A 15,577-nucleotide genomic window follows, 5' to 3' on the forward strand; every position below is an offset into this window, starting at 1 on the left:
CTGTCCGCTGTCGCCGCGCCTGTCACAGGCTGAGACTTGGGGGAGTACGGCATGGTTGAGACATGAGCTCGCAGATACCGGCGAAACGCTCCGGGCGGAGTGTGGACACCGCCAAGATCGGCGGCGGGTTGAAGCTGCTGGCGGCGCTGCTCGGTCTGATGTGGCTGAGCGAGGTCATCGACACCGCGACCAACGGCTCACTCGATCAGTACGGGATCATTTCCCGCGAGCCGCGCGGCCTGATCGGCATCCTGACCGCGCCGTTCCTGCACCTCGGGTTCGGCCATCTGATCTCGAACACGCTGCCACTCGTCACACTCGGCGCGATCATCGCGCTCAGCGGCGCACCCCGGCTCTTCCAGGTCACCGCGATCGTGACGCTGCTCGGCGGGTTCGGCACCTGGCTGATCTCACCGCCGAACACGATCACGATCGGCGCGAGCGGGCTCGTCTTCGGGTACGCGTCGTACCTGATCGTGCGGGGGCTGTTCAACCGGCGGCTCGGTCAGGTGGTCGTCGGGATCCTCGTCATCATGGTGTGGGGCAGCGCCCTGCTCACCAGCCTGCTGCCGCAGGACGGGATCTCCTGGCAAGGTCACCTGTGCGGCGGCATCGCCGGTCTGCTCGCGGCGTGGGTGCTGGCCGACGACAAACGACGCGTCAAATAAGCGTGCCGGGGTCTGTGTTCGACCCGCAGACGACCACGACGACCCGCTCGCCGGCTGCTGGTTTGTAGGCGCCCGAGGCCAGAGCGGCCCAGGCAACTGCTCCGCCGTGCTCGGTGGCGAGGTGGTAGTCGTGCCAGAGCTGCTTGCGAGCGGCAACGATCGCGTCGTCCTCGACCAGGACGGACTGTACGTGATGGCTCTGGACTGCGGTGTACGCGAGGTCGCCTAGGCGGCGGGCTCCCAGCGAGTCGGCTGCTACGCCGCCGACCGGGCCGTCGGTTGGCCGGCCTGCCTCGAGTGCACGGTTCATGGTGGGGGCCAGGGCTGGCTCTACGCCGACTACCTGGGCGTTGTCGCCGATCGCGGTCGCGATGCCGGCGATCAGGCCGCCACCACCGACGGCGACCAGGACTGTGTCGAACATGCCTGCCTGTTCGAGGAGCTCGAGGCCGACCGTGCCCTGGCCGGCGACGACCTCCGGCTGGTCATAGGCGTGAACCAGCAGCGCGCCCGACTCGTCTTGAGCCTCGAGCGCTGCTTGGTACGCCTCGGCGTACTCGCTGCCGACCTGGACGACGTCCGCGTCGAGCGTCCGCAGCTTGTTGAGCTTCGCGGCCGGGGTCGTTTCCGGGACGAAGATCCGCGCCGGTACGCCGAGCTCCCGGGCCGCGTACGCCGCCGCGAGACCGTGGTTGCCACCCGAGGCGGCGACGATGCCCTGACCGGTCAGTTCGCCGCTGTCCTTGGCGCTGAGCAGCCGGTTGAACGCGCCGCGCGGCTTGAACGAACCGGTGTGCTGGAGCAGTTCGAGCTTGAACGTGAGGCCGGGCGCGACCTCGATCACCGGCGTACGGCGTACCCGCCCTGCGATCCGCTCCGCCGCCTGCCGCACGTCATCGAGACTTACCGTCATAGCTCAACCCTGCCACGATGGAGAACAGCTGACGGACGGAGGCTATCCAAATGGGCGCGTACGACGAGACCTACCGGCGGAGCCTGGACGACCCGCACGGGTTCTGGCTGGAGGCGGCGGAGGCGATCTCCTGGACGCGGCCGCCGACCCGCGCGATCGACGCCACCGATGCCCCGATCTACCGCTGGTACCCCGACGGCGTACTCAACACGTCGTACAACGCGCTGGACCGCCACATCGAAGCAGGCAACGGCGACCGAACCGCTCTCATCTACGACTCCCCGGTCACCGGCACCGGCGCGACCTTCACATACGCCGAGCTGCGCGACGAGGTCGCTCGATTCGCCGGCGCCCTGGCATCGCTCGGCGTCGGCAAAGGCGACCGGGTCATCGTCTACCTGCCGATGGTCCCGGAAGCAGTTGTCGCCATGCTCGCCTGCGCCCGCCTCGGCGCGATCCACTCGGTGGTCTTCGGCGGCTTCGCCCCGCGCGAGCTGGCCGCCCGCATCGACGACGCAACCCCGAAGGTCATCGTCGCGGCCTCCTGCGGCATCGAGCCGACCCGGGTAGTCGAGTACAAACCGATCATCGACGAGGCCCTGCAGATCTCACAGCATCAGCCCGAGCACACGATTGTGCTCCAGCGCCCACAGGCCGAGGCCACGCTGGGCGAGCACGACCTCGACTGGACCGACCTCACCGCGAAGGCCGAGGCCGCCGATCCGGTCCAGGTCGACGCTACCGACCCGCTCTACATCCTCTACACCTCCGGTACGACGGGAAAGCCGAAAGGTGTCGTCCGCGACAACGGAGGTCACGCCGTCGCGCTCGCCTGGACGATGCGCAACGTGTACGACATCGGCCCGGGCGATGTGTGGTGGACCGCCTCCGACGTCGGCTGGGTCGTCGGCCACTCCTACATCGTCTACGCTCCGCTCCTCGTCGGCGCGACCACTGTCCTGTACGAGGGCAAGCCGGTCGGTACGCCGGATGCCGGTGCGTTCTGGCGGGTGATCTCCGAGCACGGCGCGAAGGCCCTGTTCACCGCCCCGACCGCGATCCGCGCGATCAAGAAGGTCGATCCGGAGGCGGCCGAGCTGGCGAAGTACCCGATGGGCAGCTTCCGGACGCTGTTCCTGGCGGGGGAGCGGCTCGACCCGGAGACCTACCACTGGTCGCACGAGCATCTCGGCGTACCCGTCGTGGACCACTGGTGGCAGACCGAGACGGGCTGGCCGATCGCGGCCAACCCGCGCGGGCTCGAGCCGCTGCCGACCAAGCCTGGCTCGGCGACCGTGCCGATGCCGGGCTGGAACGTGCAGATCCTCGATGCGTACGGCAAGGAACTGCTGCCGCAGCAGGAAGGCGCGATCGCGATCAAGCTGCCGCTGCCGCCGGGCGCACTGCCGACGCTGTGGGGCGACGACCAGCGCTACATCGACAGCTACCTCAAGGAGTACGACGGCTACTACCTGACCGGCGACGGCGGTTTCATCGACGAGGACGGGTACATCTTCGTGATGGGCCGCACGGACGACGTGATCAACGTGGCCGGGCACCGGTTGTCGACCGGTTCGATCGAGGCGGTCGTTGCGGCGAACGCTGCCGTCGCGGAGTGCGCGGTGATCGGCGTACACGATCCGTTGAAGGGACAGCTGCCGCGGGCGCTCGTCGTACTGAAGGCAGGCGCTTCGGTGAGCGAGGAGACGCTGCGGGACGAGCTGGTGGCCGCGGTACGCCGGGAGATCGGGCCGGTGGCGGCGTTCCGGGACGTGTCGATCGTGGACGCGTTGCCGAAGACCCGGTCGGGCAAGATCCTGCGCCGGACGATGCGCGGGATCGCCGACGGGCGCGACGAGCCGGTGCCGTCGACGATCGAGGATCCCGCCGTACTGGACGCGTTACGCCCGGTGTTGCGTCCGATCTTGGGCAGCCAGGAAGGCTAGGACCGCCGGACTCGCGACCGAGCGGAACTCGTGGAAGTAGGCGTGCCGAGCGCCGTCGATGAGTTCGGCGCGCGCTCCCGGGATGCGGTCGGCGAGCAGTTGCGCGTTGGCGGCCGGACTGAAGATGTCGTCGGAGCCGTGCAGGATGAGGGTCGGCGCCGTGATGCTCGGGAGGCCGTCCCACGCGTCGTGCTTGTTGCTGGCAACCAGATGCCTGCCCTTGGCGTACGACGGCATGCTCTGGTCGCCGAGTACGTAGTACGGAGCGGGGTGGTCGGCCAGCCAGCCTGGTGTGTACATCAGCTCCAGCAGCACGCGATCGGTCCGCTTCGGGTCGGCGAGCGCCTTGCGGATCTCCTGGCTTCGCTCGTACCCGTGCGCCGCGCCCGGCGACGTGCAGCCGAGGACGAGTGCGTCGACCCGCTCCGGGTTGTCGATCGCGAGCCATTGCGCGACGCGTCCGCCCATCGAAGTTCCGTAGAGGTCTGCACTGTTCATTTTGAGGGCGTCCAGCACGGCCACCACGTCCTGCGCGAACCCGCGCGTGCTGTAGACCTCGTCGGGTTTGTCGCTCTCGCCTGTCCCTCGCCAGTCCAGGGTGATCGTCTGGTGGCCCTGGAAGTCGGAGCGGATGGGATCCCACCAGGTGTGGTTGTTCGACTGGCCCGCCAGCAACACAAGTGGTTGCCCCTCGCCCCGAACCTGGTAGGCGATCCGTGTCCCGTCAATCGTTGATGCGTGTGGCACAGAGATAGTCTGCGGGTATGCGAGTCGTCATTGCAGGTGGACACGGACAGATCGCGCTGCGGCTGACGAAGCTGCTGAGCGGTGATGGTCACGAGGTGGTCGGGCTGGTACGCAACCCGGACCACTCCGCGGATATCGCCGCGGCCGGCGGGCAGGCCGCCGTACTCGACCTGGAGCAGTCCGACGCGGCGGCGGTGGCGGAGGTCCTGGCCGGCGCGGACGTCGCGATCTTCTCGGCCGGCGCCGGTCCCGGCAGCGGGAACGCACGCAAGGACACGGTCGACCGCGGTGCGGCCGCCCTGTTCGCGGACGCGGCCCAGCAAGCCGGCGTACGGCGTCATATCCAGGTCGGCTCGATGGGCGCGGACCAGGCGCCGTCGCTGACCGACGACGAGACCTTCACCATCTACTTGCGGGCGAAGTGGGCGGCCGAGGAGGACCTGCGCGCGCGGGACCTCGACTGGACCGTGCTGCGGCCGGGCAGCCTGACCAACGACGCCGGCACCGGCAACGTCCTGCTCGCCGACGAGACCGGCCGCGGCCGGATCAGCCGCGACGACGTCGCGCTGGTGCTGGCCGGCCTCTGCGACACCCCGGCCTCGATCGGCCGGACCCTGGAGCTCATCGCCGGCGACACCCCTGTCGACGAGGCACTCAACTCTCTCTGACCGTTGCCACAAGCAACAGAAATGTGATGGATATGGCAGACACACTCCGCCAGGTGACCTTCGAGCGCGTGGCGAACAGCAGCTACGAGGTGCGTAACGCCCGCGGCGGCACGATCCGGGTCGGCTCCGGCGGTGCGGACACCGACTTCACCCCGGTGGAGCTGCTGCTGGCCGCGATCGGGACCTGCTCGGCCATCGACGTCGACATCGTCGTCAGCCGGCGCGCGGAGCCGACCGAGTTCAGCGCGGTCGTGCGCGGGGACAAGGTCCGGGACGCCGAGGAGGGCAACCGGATGGAGAACCTCGCGGTCGAGTTCGTCGTGCACTTCCCCGAGGGCGAGGACGGCGACAAGGCCCGCGAGGCGCTGCCGCGCGCGGTGAAGATGTCGCACGACCGGCTCTGCACGGTCAGCCGGACGGTCGAGCTCGGTACGCCGGTCACGACGACCGTCAACGACTGAGCACTTCCTGGAGCCTGGCCGCGTAGGCCTTTGGATGGCTCAGGTTGCCGTTGTGGCCGCCCGGGAAGAGCTGTAGTTCCTGGTCGAGGACCGCGGCGAGCGCCTCGGCGCACTGGTAGTCGAAGACAGTGTGCGGTGTCGTCGTACCTGCTGCTGGGACGACGCGTGCGGTGACCGTCGTGAGCTCGGCGGGGGCGTCGTCTGCGGCGGCTATGAAGTCGTGGCGGATGAAGTAGTCGAAGTTCGCTCGGCGGTTGGCGTCCATGGGGAAGTCGGAGCGGTTCGGCTCGCCGTTCGACGGGTCGATGCCGAGGGAGCGGGCGATTTCCGGGACGGTCGCCTGCAGGCCGTTGGCGAGGTAGCGGTCTCGCAGTTCGGCTAGCTCGTCGCGATGGGGCGTCGGCTGGGGCAGCAGCCAGGGCGCGATCGGCTCGTGCGCGACCAGGGTGTGGATTTGGCCCGGATGGTCGGCGGCGACGTGCAGTCCGATGACGGCGCCGAGGCTGCAGCCGAGCATCGCCACAGGCTCGTCGGCGAGGTGCGCGAGCAGACGGTGTACGTCGTCCGCGTGGTCGGCCATCGAGGCTGGCTGGTCGAGCCGGCTCCGGGAGAGACCGCGGCGGTCATAGGTGAGCACTGTGTACTCGTCTGTGAGGTGTCCGACCAGGTCGACCGTGCGGTCGGCGTCGCCTTCACCGCTCTGCGAGATCAGCAGCAGCGGGCCGGTGCCTTCGAGTTGGTAGTGCAGAACTGCTCGAGGAACTTCGAGAGTTGTCATGGCCCGGAGATTACATCTAGATGGATGCATCTATCAAGATGTATCTGAGTTGATGTAGATTCCGGGCTGTGAACGGTGTGGAGCTCTTCCTGCTCGGACGGGCGCTGATGAAGATCGGCGAGGACGCGTTACCGGAGCCGCCCGGCGGAGCCGCGAAGTACGCCGGCAGCGCGCGGATGGTGCTGATCGTCGCGAGCGATATCGCCGGCCACCCGGAGAGCGCGGTGGGGGAGATCGCCGCGCGGACCGGTCTGCCGCAGAGCCAGGTGTCGACCGCGATTGCCCGGCTGAAGGAGGCCGGCTCGGTCATCACGACCATCGACCCGGCCGACCGACGGCGAGCACTGGTGAGCCAGGCGCCCGACGTCTCGGACCGGTTGGCCCAGGTTCGCGCCACGACGATCGAGCCCGCACTCGCCGAGGCCCTCGGCACAGACGACCCCGCCCGCGTCGCCGAGGTCGCCCGTGTCCTGGAGCGACTGGCGCACGACCTGCTGCCGAATCGGTCAGACGGTTAGGTGGTCAGCTCGACAGGAGGTGTCCGCCTGGCGGCCCCCGGGTGGAGTCGCCGCAGGCGTGCCATCAGTCGTCGTGGCCGTACACATCCTGTCGAGCTGTCCCGACGCCAAGGAACTCGTTCGCACCGCGGATGCGGGTTCTCAGCGCGGACTGGGTCCGGTGGCAGTCCAGTTGGATGTCCGAGGGCTCGCCGGGCACGGACGGAAGCGCCTCCGGGTTGAGGCCGTCGCGGATCGCGATGAGTTGGCCGAGCTCGAGCCGACTCAGCGCCTCGGGACCGGCGACATGGGTGATGCCGTTGAGGTCGGACATCAGGAGTTCGAGCAGCGCCGAGGCCAGGTCCGAGACGTGGATGGGGCAACGGATGTTGCCGGTGTAGAACGCTCCAGGTTCGCCGGCGGCAAGCCGTCGTACGCGCTGCTCCTCTTCCGAGTGGCCGTCCGACCCGATGATGAGTGACGTACGCGCGATGATCGCATCCGGGGCGATCGCGTGGATCGCCGTCTCCGCGGCGGCCTTCGCGGCGCCGTACGGCGTGATCGGGCACGGCGCCTCGTGCTCGTGGTACGCCGTCTTGCGTGGACCGAACACCGCATCGGTCGACACGAACACGAGCCGCGCGCCGTCCGCAGCCAACGCGACATTGACCGCGCCGAGCGCAGTCGTCGCCCAGTCGTCCTGCCGGTAGGCGGTGTGGATGATGCCGTCCGGACGCACGCTGCGGATCACGTCCCGCACCTGGTCCCGCCGCCGTACGTCGAGCTGCACTCCGCCCGGCAGAGGCTGCGAGTGGTACGCCGGTACGACGTCAATCGCTTGTTTTCCGGCGCAGAGCAGGAGTTCACGCCCCAGGAGACCGGTGGCCCCAGTGACGAGCAACCTCACCCCACAACTCTATGACGTTCCAGCCGCCAGCCGGCAGTCCGGGTGGCGCGTTTGACCTCGCCGACCGTTCGGATCTTCCGCGGCGTCATCCAGGACTGCGATGGCTTGTGCAACATCCACTCGTCGCCGATGGTCAGCGCCGCGTGCTGGACTCGCGACGCCGTGTCGCGCCAGACGAACACAGTGCCGGGTACGTCGTCCCGTCCGCCGGGCTCGGTGTGGTTCGCGAGCCACTCCTCGAACGGCTCCCGCAGCATCCACACGCTCTCCGCGCCCTCGACTCCGCAGGCCGCCATCACAGTCCCGAAGCAGTTCGACCCACTCCCATCCGGAAAGGTCCCCGCCAACTCCCGCACCCGCTCGAACTGCTTCGGCCAGGCGCGAACCTCTGCGTGCCTACTCGGTCCAAGGTCCTCATTGACGATCTCCGGCAGGACCTTGTGCGGCTCGCTCAGCTGGGACTTCCACCAGACGAACCGGTGCCCGTCAGCCTGCTGCCTGATCTCCGGGCCGACCACGCCTGCCCACTTCCGCACCGTCGGCACAGCACCCCGCCCGTAGTTCACCTGCGCCCGCACCAACGTGGCCCGGGTCGCCTGCGGCAGTTCGCCGAACGCCGCTTCGCTCAACCAAACGGTCCGCGCAGCCCGCCGGTCGATGTTGTAGGTCCGGTAGGTGTCACGGTCCTGCGGCGTTGGCTCGCGGTCGTCGGGGGTCGAGCTTCCAGGTGGTCGCCTGCTTCTTCGTGACGAAGAACGGCTGCTCGTCGGGCGCGAGCCAGTCCACCCATCGCTCCAGCAGGTCAGGCGAGACGTCGATCCCCAGGACGGTCAGCACCCGGCAACGCTCTCATTCCCGGGCGGACTCGGCCACCGGCTTTTCCGGTCCGCGGTAGCGCTGTGTCTGCGAGTAGACCAGGTTGGTCGTCGTACTGCCGAAGTCGGTCAGCTCGTTGACGAGCTCCTCCAGGTGCGGCATCGACGCCGCCGCGACCTTCAACGTGTAGCAGTCGTCGCCGGTGGTCCGCAGGCACTCGAGGATTTCGCGCCGTTCGGCCAGCAGCCGGTGCAGCGGCTCGTGCTTGTTGCCCGGGTACTTCAGCCGTACGACGGCCAGCACCGGGTAGCCGACCTTGGTCAGGTCGACCTCGGCGCGATAACCGGTGATGACACCGATCGACTCCAGGCGGCGGACCCGCTCGGTGGTCGCCGACGCGCTCAGGCTGACCCGCCGGCCGAGCTCGGTCAGCGAGATCCGGGCGTCCTCCTGCAGTTCGCTGAGGATCGCCCAGTCGGTCGAATCGAGAGTCTCGGTCACATGCCAAATCTACCGGCGATTCCCCGGCGGGATGCGTCGTACGCCGGGAGGAATCTCTTCAGAACGTGGTGGCTGCCTGGATAGCCTGAGGGCGTGGAACTTGGAGTGAACGTGCCGAACTTCGGCCCGGGGACGAATCCGGCGCGGCTGCGGGACTGGGCTCGCGTGGTCGAAGGACTCGGGTACGACCTGCTGATGGTGTCCGACCATGTCGTGATCACGCCGGATGTGGCGGAGCAGTACCCGGCGCCGTTCTACGAGCCGTTCACGACGCTGAGCTGGCTGGCCGGCATCACCGAGCGGGTCCGGCTCGGGACGACGGTGCTGATCGCGCCGTACCGGCATCCGTTGCTCGTGGCAAGGATGGCGGCGAACCTCGACCAGCTCAGCGGCGGCCGGCTCGTGCTCGGCGTCGGTGTCGGCTGGGCGCGCCAGGAGTTCGAAGCGCTGGGCGCTGACCATGCCCGGCGCGGACGCGACACCGACGAACTGCTGGCGGAACTCCGGCGCGCGTGGGCCGATACAGCGGACTACGGCGGCTGCGACATCCCGATCTGGGTCGGTGGGAGTAGCGCCGCGGCACTTCGCCGTACCATACGGTTTGGTATGGCGTGGCATCCGCTGCGTCAACGCATCGACCAGATGCGCTCGGGGCTGGATCAGCTCCGGACCATGGCGGCGTCGCTCGACCAGCCGGTTCCCGGGTTCGCGCCGCGCATCCTGCTCCGGCTGACGGACAAGCCCCTACCGGACGACGATCGCGTCGCGGGGGAGGGCACGGTCGAGCAGGTGATGAGTGATCTTGAGGTACTGCGGGAGCTCGGCGCGCAGAGCGTCGTACTCGATCCCTATCAGGGCGACCCCGCCGAGACGGAACGGCCTGAGACGGCCTGGCAGGCACTCGCGACAACTAGAGACTCTTGGAGACGACGTGACACCTGAAGCAGAAGGATTCCTGCGCCGCGCGATCGCACTGGCCGCGACCGCGCGCGAAGGGGGCGACCCGCCGTTCGGCTCGCTGCTGGTCGGCCCGGACGGGACCGTGCTGGCCGAGGACCACAACACGACGATCAGCGAAGGCAACATCAGCTTCCACCCGGAGCTGAAGCTCGCCGTCTGGGCCGCACAGCACCTGTCGCCCGAGGCCGCGGCCGACACGACCATGTACACCAGTTGCCAACCGTGCGGGATGTGCTCCGGCGCGCTCGCCCGTTCCGGGCTCGGCCGAGTGGTCTACGCGCTCTCCGGCGAGCAGCTCGACGGATTGAAGCCCACCGGCAGCTTCCCCGCCGTACCACAGGAAGGACCTGCGCTGTACGACGAGGCACGCGTGCCGGTGGACGGGTACTACGTCTGAACTGCTACTTCACCGGGGTGAGGCAGAGCGTGTACTTCGTCGAGCCCTGCTCATAGACGTACGACGCCTCGGCGCCCTCGAACTGGTCACACTGGCTGTCGTCGGTCGAGTCGTCGATCTTGCCGACGATCTTGTACTCGGCCTCGGACGACGTGCAGTCGACGACCTTCACGTCCGGGCTGCTCGAGGTGCCGTTGTTCACCACGCACGCGCCGACGTTGGCCTTCGCCTCGGTCGAGTTCAGGTTGGCGAACACGATCAGCGCGATCACCGCGACCGGCGCCAGCAGCATCAGGATCGCCGGACGCTGGAACAGCGGCTTGCCCGGGTTCATCGGCCGGCCCGGGCCCGGCTGCGGCTCCGGCAGGCTCTTGAACTTCTGCATCGGGCCGATGTTCATCAGCATCGTGATCGGGTTGATGATCGACGAGCCGACACCCCACCAGCCCTGCCACAGGCTCTTCGAGGTCATGTCGCGGACCGACGCGATCCCGCAGGTGCGGCAGAACGGACCCTGCAGCTTCAGGAAGCGCATCAGGATGATCAGGCCCTGGTGCCCGCGCACGGTCGCCTCGACCGCCGGGTACCCACCGCAGAACCGGCACGCCATCTGGCCCTGCGGCGCGAACGACTGCTGAGCGCCCTGCTGCGGGAACGACTGGCCGAACTGCGGCTGGTTCGGGTACTGCCCGGGCGGGAACTGACCCTGCTGCTGGGGCTGCTGCGGCTGCTGGTACGGCTGGCCGTGGTACTGCTGCTGGCCCGGCTGCTGATCCTGCTGACCCGGGTACTGGCCCGGCTGCTGCTGGTCAGGCTGGGTGTACTGCGGGAACTGCTGCGGGGGCGGACCGTAGCCGGCCGGCTGACCTGGGTACGGGTTCTGCGGCGGCTGGGGAGGGGATGTGGTCACGAATGGTTCCTGAGGCTCGGTCGGGACACGCTGAACCATGGCACCTTACTCACACCAATGGTCCATTCAGCCGTTCATATGCCACAGTGCCCCGCATGCTCACCATCGGCCCCCTGACCTCTACCGACCGTGACACCTGGCAGGAACTGTTCGCCGGCTACAACGAGTTCTACGGCCGCACGATGCCGGACGAGTTCTACGACCAGGCATGGACCAGATTCCAGCAGGACACCGAGATCCACGCACTCGGCGCCCGGCTGGACGGACGGCTCGTCGGGATCACGCACTTCCTCACCCACGCGAGTACGACGGCACCCGACTCCTGCTACCTCCAGGACCTGTTCACCGCTCCCGAGGCACGCGGCCAGGGTGCGGCACGAGCGCTGATAGCGGCCGTTACCGACTGGGCCCGCGAGCGAGGCTGCGGCCGGGTCTACTGGTCGACGCACGAGAGCAACGCGACCGCACGCCGGCTCTACGACCAGGTCGCCGAGAACCGCGGCTTCATCCTCTACCTGATCCCGCTGTAGCGATCGGTGAGCTCGCGGCCGAGACGAGCCAGTTCGGCCTGGACCTCAGGCGGGTCGAGCACCTCGATCGACCCGCCCCAGCCGGCCAGTTCCTGGGCGATCATCAGTGGAGTGGGTGCGGTGATCTTCAGCCGGACCCGATCGCCGTCCGTCCCATCGACCTCGCAGTTGCGGCCGAAGCGGTCCTGCATCACCCAGACGTGCCGTTGGTCCATCAGGACCGTTGCCGTCAGCCCCGATCGCCGTTCCTCCATCCGCTCGACGATCTCGCCCCAGGCTGTCGAGAGGTCGAACCCGTCCGGTCGCTCGAACGTCTCGTCCGTTGTCTGAGCCGCGACCACGCGGTCGATCCGGAACGTTCGCTGGCCCCGATCGGTCCAGGCAATCAGGTACCAGACGTCGTCCTTGTCGACGAGCCCGAGCGGATCGACCATCCGCTCCGACGTCTCGTGCCCGCGGCCGGAGTAGACCAATCGCACCCGGTTCCGTCGTACGACGGCATCTTGAAGGCTGCGTACCAGCTCGGGCTGCTCCTTCACGTGGGCACCCCAGCGCGCCGGATCGATCACGACCGCCTCGGCCGCCGCCTGGGCGTGCTCGCGGAAGGTGTCGGGCAGCGCGCGCACCAGCTTGCGGAGCGCCGCCTTCGCCTCCGGTGCGATCGACGCCGCAGGACCGACGAGGAGGAACAGCGCCTGCGCCTCCGTTGCCGTGAGCCCGCTCAGGTCCGTGCGAGCGCCGCCGACCAGTTGCCAGCCGCCGTTGCGGCCGGGTTGTGGATAGACCGGGATACCGGCCGTCGACAACGCCTCGAGATCCCGGCGCGCGGTCGCGACCGAGATCTCCAGCTCCTGCGCGACGTCGGCTGCGGTCACGCGGCCGCGGGCCTGCATGAGCAACAGCACCGCCACTAATCGATCTGCGCGCACACTCCGATCGTCGCAGACAAACTGCTCAGGTCATGAGCACTACTGTCTTTCTGTCGGACGTGCGCGCTAGCCTCAGTTCCGGACGGACACCTTCCGGAATGGTGAGCGATGGCGTACGACGTGAGCCCGACAGCCCGGACCTTGATGGTCCTGGAGCTGATCCAGAACAGCCCCGGCATTACCGCCGACCAGTTGGGGGACAAGCTCGGCGTCTCCGAACGGGCGGCCCGCCGGTACGTCGCGATCCTGCGCGAGGCCGACATCCCGATCGAGTCCGTCCGCGGCCCGTACGGCGGCTACCGCGTCGGCCGCGGACTCCGCCTGCCGCCGCTGATGTTCAGCACGACCGAGGCGCTCGGCCTGGTGATGGCGGTGCTGGAAGGACCGCGCGGCGCCGCGGACCCGGTCGAGAACGCGCTCGGCAAGATCATCCGCGTGCTGCCCGAGCAGATCGCCCGCTCCACCGACGCGATCCGCCGGGTCAGCGCCCGCGGGCCTGACCCAGGCGCCCGTACGCCGGAGCCCGAGATCACCGCCGCCCTCGTGTCGTACAGCACCGAGTGCCGGCAGGTCCGCATCCATTACCGCCGCCACCACGACGAGTGGCCGATGGAGGTCGACCCCTGGGCAGTCGTCGTACGCCGAGGCCGCTGGTATCTCCTGTGCTGGTCCCACGCCAAGGACTCCCAACGCGTCCTCCGCGTCGACAAGGTCACCAAGGTCGAGCCCCTCACCCAGGACTTCACCCCACCACCCGACCTCGACCCCCTGGCCGCCGTCGAGGAACACCTGGCCCTCGGCTGGAAGTACCCCATCGAGGTCCTGATCGACGCCCCCCGAGCCGACGCCGCCTGCTGGATCCCACGCTCGATGGGCCGCCTCGAGCCCATCGACGAAACCCACACCCGCCTCCTGGCCAGCACCGACGAACCCGACTGGTACGCCGCCCACCTAACCGCCATCCAAGCCCCCTACCAAATCCTAGGCAGCCCCGAAATCCAAGCCGCCTCCCAAGCCCTAGGCCAACGCCTAATCACCGCAAGCACCCTCGAGGCGTGATGGACGAGGTCGAGTTTGCTGGGGAGATTTGGTATTGGCGGGGGCCGGCGCCTTGGTACTTCATTACGGTGCCGGATGAGGAGTGTGCGTACTTCGAGGCTGAGTCGAGCTTTGTCAGTTATGGGTGGGGGATGATCCCGGTCGTCGCGGAGATCGGCGGGACGGCGTGGGATACGTCGATGTTTCCGAAGGACGGGCGGTATCTGCTGCCGGTGAAGGCTTCGGTGCGGCGGGCCGAGGATCTCGACGACGGTGACGTGCCGACCGTGCGGTTGCGGCTGCGGACCTGAAACTGTCGGCGGTCGGGTCTAGCGTTCGCCGTACGTCAAAGATGCGGAGGTAGCGGGCATGTCAACGCTGGCTGATCGGCCGAACACGGCCTTGTTGGTGGTCGACGTACAGAACGGTGTCGTGGCCGAGGCGCACGAGCGCGACCAGGTCGTGGCGAATATCAGCACGCTGGTCGGCAAGGCTCGCGCCGGCGGCGTGCCCGTCGTGTGGGTCCAGCACTCGAGCGAGAACCTCGTCAAGGACAGCGACCAGTGGCAGTTCGTCCCGGAGTTGTCCCGCGACGGCTCGGAGGTGCTTGTCCACAAGACGTTCCCCGACTCCTTCGAAGCGACCGACCTCGAGGACGTCCTTGCCCGCGCAGGCATCGGCCACCTGATCGTGAGCGGCGCCCAGACCGACGAGTGCATCCGCTCCACGATCCACGGCGCCTTCGTCCGCGGGTACGACGTCACGCTGGTCGGCGACGCGCACACGACCGAGAACCTCTCGGAGTACGGCGCTCCGACGCCCGACAAGGTGATCGCCCACACCAACCTGTACTGGCAATACCACCAGGCGCCGGGCCGCACCGCGGCCGTGCAGAGCACCGACGAGGTCACCTTCTAGGCGATGCCGGGGCGACGCTTGCCGCCGCCCCGGCGCACTGACTCAGCCCGAGACGGCGTCGAGTACGACGAAGTCGTCGGGGGAGAGGGTGATGCCGCCCGCCATCAGGTTCTCCTCCAAGTGGTGCCGACTTGAAGTGCCCGGAATCGCGAGGACGTGCGCGCCTCGGCTCAGCGTCCACGCCAAGCGGATCTGCGCGGGCGTCGCGCCATGGCGATCCGCGACCTCCTGCACGGCCGCCGACTCCGGCACCCCGCCGGCCTCCCGCGACTCCGCGGTCAGCGTGAAGAACGGCACGAACGCGATCCCCAGCTCACCGCACACGCCCAGAATCTCGTCGTTCACCCGCCCGAATCCCACGCTGTACCGGTTCTGCACCGCAACCACCGGCGCAATCTCCCGCGCTTGTTGGAGATGCTGCACCCGCACATTCGACACACCGAGGTGCCGAATCATGCCCTTCGCCTGCAGTTCGGCAAGAACGCCGAAATGCTCCGCGATCGACTTCATCCCGTGCTGCCGCAGATTGACCAGATCCAGCACGTCCACTCCGAGCGCCCGGAGGTCACGCTCCACCAGCGCCGGCAACTCGTCCGGCCGCGCCAGTCCGTCCTCCGTCGGCCCGACCTTCGTCGCGAGCACAAACTCGTCCGGGTACGGCGCGAGCGCGCGGCGGATCACGTCGTTCGCCCAGTCGAGGCTCTCGAACGACGTCTGTCCCGCGGCGCCGTGACTCGGGTAGAACGCCGCGGTGTCGATGTGGTTCACGCCCAGCTCGACCGCGTGCCGCAGCAGCGCGACCGCTCGCTCCTGCAGGTCGGCCTCGTCACCGCCGGCTCCCGCGAGCCGCTTCGTGCCGAAGCCGATCCGCCGTACCGCAACGTCCCCGAGCTGCCAGAATTCGTCGGACTTGCTTTCCGCAATTCCCGATGATAGGTTTAATGGTAGAGACGTATTTACCTGTGAATTCTGCATTCGGCCAGGATAAATCCT

Annotated in this window: 21 protein-coding genes; 11 read left to right on the forward strand and 10 right to left on the reverse strand. The window is 68.3% G+C overall.

What is annotated here, in order from left to right; all coding sequences use genetic code 11:
• Positions 1-62 precede the first annotated feature (62 nt).
• Positions 63-668, forward strand: coding sequence for a rhomboid family intramembrane serine protease (locus ACQPYH_RS21290; RefSeq protein WP_432893943.1), 606 nt, complete (start codon positions 63-65; stop codon positions 666-668).
• On the opposite strand, the gene ACQPYH_RS21295 is transcribed toward ACQPYH_RS21290, so the two are convergent.
• Complete coding sequence (locus ACQPYH_RS21295; RefSeq protein ID WP_432893945.1) at positions 661-1,581, reverse strand: threonine/serine dehydratase; 921 nt, start codon at positions 1,579-1,581, stop codon at positions 661-663. The two genes, ACQPYH_RS21290 and ACQPYH_RS21295, sit on opposite strands and share 8 nt — an antisense overlap.
• Before the next feature lie 50 nt (positions 1,582-1,631).
• On the opposite strand from ACQPYH_RS21295, the gene ACQPYH_RS21300 reads away from it, so the two are divergent.
• Entirely contained in the window at positions 1,632-3,527 is a 1,896-nt protein-coding gene (locus ACQPYH_RS21300; protein ID WP_432893947.1) for a propionyl-CoA synthetase, read from the forward strand.
• Here ACQPYH_RS21300 and ACQPYH_RS21305 read toward each other — a convergent pair.
• The gene (locus ACQPYH_RS21305) at positions 3,483-4,205 is read right to left on the reverse strand and encodes an alpha/beta fold hydrolase (protein WP_432893949.1); all 723 of its coding nucleotides are present in this window, start codon (positions 4,203-4,205) and stop codon (positions 3,483-3,485) included. The two genes, ACQPYH_RS21300 and ACQPYH_RS21305, sit on opposite strands and share 45 nt — an antisense overlap.
• Positions 4,206-4,291: 86 nt before the next feature.
• On the opposite strand from ACQPYH_RS21305, the gene ACQPYH_RS21310 reads away from it, so the two are divergent.
• Together ACQPYH_RS21310 and ACQPYH_RS21315 are read left to right on the forward strand one after the other, a co-directional pair.
• Entirely contained in the window at positions 4,292-4,942 is a 651-nt protein-coding gene (locus ACQPYH_RS21310) for an SDR family oxidoreductase (protein WP_432893951.1), read from the forward strand.
• Between the two features lie 32 nt (positions 4,943-4,974).
• Complete coding sequence (locus tag ACQPYH_RS21315; RefSeq protein WP_432893953.1) at positions 4,975-5,403, forward strand: OsmC family protein; 429 nt, start codon at positions 4,975-4,977, stop codon at positions 5,401-5,403.
• Here the strand turns inward: ACQPYH_RS21315 and ACQPYH_RS21320 are convergent.
• Complete coding sequence (locus ACQPYH_RS21320; RefSeq protein ID WP_432893955.1) at positions 5,393-6,181, reverse strand: alpha/beta fold hydrolase; 789 nt, start codon at positions 6,179-6,181, stop codon at positions 5,393-5,395. The two genes, ACQPYH_RS21315 and ACQPYH_RS21320, sit on opposite strands and share 11 nt — an antisense overlap.
• 68 nt (positions 6,182-6,249) lie before the next feature.
• Here ACQPYH_RS21320 and ACQPYH_RS21325 point away from each other — a divergent pair, with 68 nt between their 5' ends.
• Positions 6,250-6,699, forward strand: a complete 450-nt coding sequence (locus ACQPYH_RS21325; RefSeq protein WP_432893957.1) for a MarR family transcriptional regulator — start codon at positions 6,250-6,252, stop codon at positions 6,697-6,699.
• 64 nt (positions 6,700-6,763) lie between these two features.
• Here ACQPYH_RS21325 and ACQPYH_RS21330 read toward each other — a convergent pair whose 3' ends face one another.
• Genes ACQPYH_RS21330 through ACQPYH_RS21345 form a run of 4 tightly spaced genes read right to left on the reverse strand, consistent with a single transcriptional unit; the run spans position 6,764 to position 8,902 of the window.
• The gene (locus tag ACQPYH_RS21330) at positions 6,764-7,585 is read right to left on the reverse strand and encodes an SDR family oxidoreductase (RefSeq protein WP_432893959.1); all 822 of its coding nucleotides are present in this window, start codon (positions 7,583-7,585) and stop codon (positions 6,764-6,766) included.
• Positions 7,582-8,214: a hypothetical protein gene (locus ACQPYH_RS21335; RefSeq protein ID WP_432893961.1), complete on the reverse strand. Its 633-nt coding sequence runs from the start codon at positions 8,212-8,214 to the stop codon at positions 7,582-7,584. Before ACQPYH_RS21335 ends, ACQPYH_RS21330 begins: the two co-directional genes overlap by 4 nt.
• A gap of 49 nt (positions 8,215-8,263) precedes the next feature.
• Positions 8,264-8,422 carry a hypothetical protein gene (locus tag ACQPYH_RS21340; RefSeq protein WP_432893963.1) on the reverse strand — a complete coding sequence of 53 codons (159 nt, stop codon included), beginning with the start codon at positions 8,420-8,422 and terminating at the stop codon, positions 8,264-8,266.
• A 12-nt stretch (positions 8,423-8,434) separates the two neighbouring features.
• Positions 8,435-8,902 (reverse strand): Lrp/AsnC family transcriptional regulator, encoded by a 468-nt coding sequence (locus ACQPYH_RS21345; RefSeq protein WP_432893965.1) that lies wholly within the window; start codon positions 8,900-8,902, stop codon positions 8,435-8,437.
• A 93-nt stretch (positions 8,903-8,995) separates the two neighbouring features.
• Between ACQPYH_RS21345 and ACQPYH_RS21350 the strand changes: the two genes are divergently transcribed.
• Both ACQPYH_RS21350 and ACQPYH_RS21355 read left to right on the forward strand, forming a co-directional pair.
• Positions 8,996-9,844 (forward strand): LLM class flavin-dependent oxidoreductase, encoded by an 849-nt coding sequence (locus ACQPYH_RS21350; protein WP_432893967.1) that lies wholly within the window; start codon positions 8,996-8,998, stop codon positions 9,842-9,844.
• Positions 9,834-10,259, forward strand: coding sequence for a nucleoside deaminase (locus ACQPYH_RS21355; protein WP_432893969.1), 426 nt, complete (start codon positions 9,834-9,836; stop codon positions 10,257-10,259). Before ACQPYH_RS21350 ends, ACQPYH_RS21355 begins: the two co-directional genes overlap by 11 nt.
• A gap of 4 nt (positions 10,260-10,263) precedes the next feature.
• Here the strand turns inward: ACQPYH_RS21355 and ACQPYH_RS21360 are convergent, their stop codons facing one another.
• Positions 10,264-11,169, reverse strand: coding sequence for an LppU/SCO3897 family protein (locus ACQPYH_RS21360; RefSeq protein WP_432893971.1), 906 nt, complete (start codon positions 11,167-11,169; stop codon positions 10,264-10,266).
• A gap of 95 nt (positions 11,170-11,264) precedes the next feature.
• On the opposite strand from ACQPYH_RS21360, the gene ACQPYH_RS21365 reads away from it, so the two are divergent.
• Positions 11,265-11,699, forward strand: a complete 435-nt coding sequence (locus ACQPYH_RS21365; RefSeq protein ID WP_432893973.1) for an N-acetyltransferase family protein — start codon at positions 11,265-11,267, stop codon at positions 11,697-11,699.
• Here ACQPYH_RS21365 and ACQPYH_RS21370 read toward each other — a convergent pair.
• Complete coding sequence (locus tag ACQPYH_RS21370) at positions 11,681-12,604, reverse strand: helix-turn-helix transcriptional regulator (protein ID WP_432893975.1); 924 nt, start codon at positions 12,602-12,604, stop codon at positions 11,681-11,683. The genes ACQPYH_RS21365 and ACQPYH_RS21370 overlap by 19 nt on opposite strands.
• A 132-nt stretch (positions 12,605-12,736) precedes the next feature.
• On the opposite strand from ACQPYH_RS21370, the gene ACQPYH_RS21375 reads away from it, so the two are divergent.
• From ACQPYH_RS21375 to ACQPYH_RS21385, 3 genes are all read left to right on the forward strand, one after another.
• Positions 12,737-13,687, forward strand: a complete 951-nt coding sequence (locus tag ACQPYH_RS21375; RefSeq protein WP_432893977.1) for a helix-turn-helix transcriptional regulator — start codon at positions 12,737-12,739, stop codon at positions 13,685-13,687.
• A 68-nt stretch (positions 13,688-13,755) separates the two neighbouring features.
• Positions 13,756-13,977 carry a DUF1905 domain-containing protein gene (locus ACQPYH_RS21380; RefSeq protein WP_432893979.1) on the forward strand — a complete coding sequence of 74 codons (222 nt, stop codon included), beginning with the start codon at positions 13,756-13,758 and terminating at the stop codon, positions 13,975-13,977.
• Positions 13,978-14,035: 58 nt separating this feature from the next.
• A complete protein-coding gene (locus tag ACQPYH_RS21385) occupies positions 14,036-14,584 on the forward strand; it encodes an isochorismatase family protein (RefSeq protein ID WP_432893981.1) in 549 nt (182 codons plus the stop codon).
• 42 nt (positions 14,585-14,626) lie between these two features.
• Here ACQPYH_RS21385 and ACQPYH_RS21390 read toward each other — a convergent pair whose 3' ends face one another.
• Complete coding sequence (locus ACQPYH_RS21390) at positions 14,627-15,559, reverse strand: aldo/keto reductase (protein WP_432893983.1); 933 nt, start codon at positions 15,557-15,559, stop codon at positions 14,627-14,629.
• Between the last annotated feature and the right edge of the window lie 18 nt (positions 15,560-15,577).

The sequence above is a fragment of the Kribbella sp. CA-245084 genome (assembly GCF_050942355.1).
Taxonomy (GTDB): Bacteria; Actinomycetota; Actinomycetes; order Propionibacteriales; family Kribbellaceae; genus Kribbella.